Annotated in this window: 2 protein-coding genes; both read right to left on the reverse strand. The window is 70.4% G+C overall.

The window, feature by feature from the left end; all coding sequences use genetic code 11:
- On the reverse strand, nucleotides 1-557 hold a 557-nt coding region (locus tag G6039_RS30095), incomplete at its 3' end, for a dTDP-4-dehydrorhamnose 3,5-epimerase family protein (RefSeq protein WP_043797187.1).
- A gap of 2 nt (nucleotides 558-559) precedes the next feature.
- On the reverse strand, nucleotides 560-1,432 hold the full coding sequence (gene rfbA / locus G6039_RS30100) for a glucose-1-phosphate thymidylyltransferase RfbA (protein WP_006932754.1): 873 nt from the start codon (nucleotides 1,430-1,432) through the stop codon (nucleotides 560-562).

A 1,432-nucleotide genomic window follows, 5' to 3' on the forward strand; every position in this document is an offset into this window, starting at 1 on the left:
GCGACGGCGTCGGCCAGCGAGGGGGCCGCCCGGTCCTTGTCGGACAGCTGGTGGTGCAGGGGCGCCCCGTCGCGGCCGGTGGTGGGCCAGTCGATGCCGATCTGCGGGTCGAGGGGGTCGATCTCGTGTTCGCGGTCGGGGTTGTAGCCGGTCGAGCACAGGTAGACGACGGTCGAGCCGTCGGCCAGGGAGCAGAAGGCGTGGCCGAGGCCCTCGGGGAGGAAGATCGCGCGGCGGTCGACGTCGTCGAGCAGCACCGCGTCCCACTGCCCGAAGGTGGGCGAGCCGACGCGCAGGTCGACGACGACGTCGAGCACCGCGCCGGCCGGGCAGGTGACGTACTTGGCCTGCCCGGGGGGGACGTCGGCGTAGTGGATGCCGCGCAGCACCCCGGCGGCGGAGACCGAGCAGTTGGCCTGGGCGAGGTCGAGGGCGCGTCCGGCGGCGTCGGTGAAGGTGGGCTGTTTGAACCACTCGTAGAAGACGCCGCGGTCGTCGCCGAACTGTCGGGGGGTGATCTCGTAGGCGCCGGGGATCTTCAGTTCGCGGTAGTGCACCGTCAGTGTCCTTCCCGGTCGAGCAGGTCGAGCAGGTAGCTGCCGTAGCCGGATTTGACCAGCGGCGCGGCCAGGGCGCGCAGGTCGTCGTCGGTGATGAAGCCGCGCCGCCACGCGACCTCCTCGGGGGCGCCGATCTTCAGGCCCTGGCGTTGTTCGATGGTACGGACGTAGTTGCCGGCGTCGAGCAGCGAGTCGAAGGTGCCGGTGTCGAGCCAGGCGGTGCCGCGCGGCAGGACCTCGACCTGGAGCCGGCCGGCCTCGAGGTAGGTGCGGTTGATGTCGGTGATCTCGTATTCGCCGCGGTCCGACGGGCGCAGGCCGCGGGCGATGGCGACGACGTCGTTGTCGTAGAAGTACAACCCGGGCACCGCGAAGTTCGACTTCGGGGTGGCCGGCTTCTCCTCGAGCGAGAGCGCCCGGCCCTCGGAGTCGAACTCGATCACCCCGTAGGCCCTGGGATCGGAGACGCGGTAGGCGAACACCGCGCCGCCGTCGAGGTCGGCGAACCGGGTGAGCTGGGTGCCCAGGCGGGGGCCGTAGAAGATGTTGTCGCCGAGGACGAGGGCGACGCTGCCGGTGCCGATGTGCTCGGCGCCGAGCACGAACGCCTGGGCGAGCCCGTTCGGCTCCGGCTGGACCCGGTAGGTCAGGTTCACCCCGTAGCGCGACCCGTCGCCGAGCAGGCGCTGGAACTGTGGAGCATCCTCGGGCGTGGTGATGATCAGGATGTCGCGGATCCCGGCGAGCATGAGGGTCGAGAGCGGGTAGTAGATCATCGGCTTGTCGTAGACCGGTACGAGCTGCTTGCTCACTCCCAGGGTGATCGGGTGCAGGCGGGACCCGGTGCCGCCGGCGAGAATGATTCCGCGCAT

This window comes from Rhodococcus aetherivorans, from assembly GCF_011058165.1.
GTDB classification, from domain to species: domain Bacteria; phylum Actinomycetota; class Actinomycetes; order Mycobacteriales; family Mycobacteriaceae; genus Rhodococcus; species Rhodococcus aetherivorans.

Excerpts from the sequence above, each read along its gene's own strand:
- rfbA (WP_006932754.1), bottom strand. The coding sequence starts at position 1,432 with ATGCGCGGAATCATTCTCGCCGGCGGCACCGGGTCCCGCCTGCACCCG.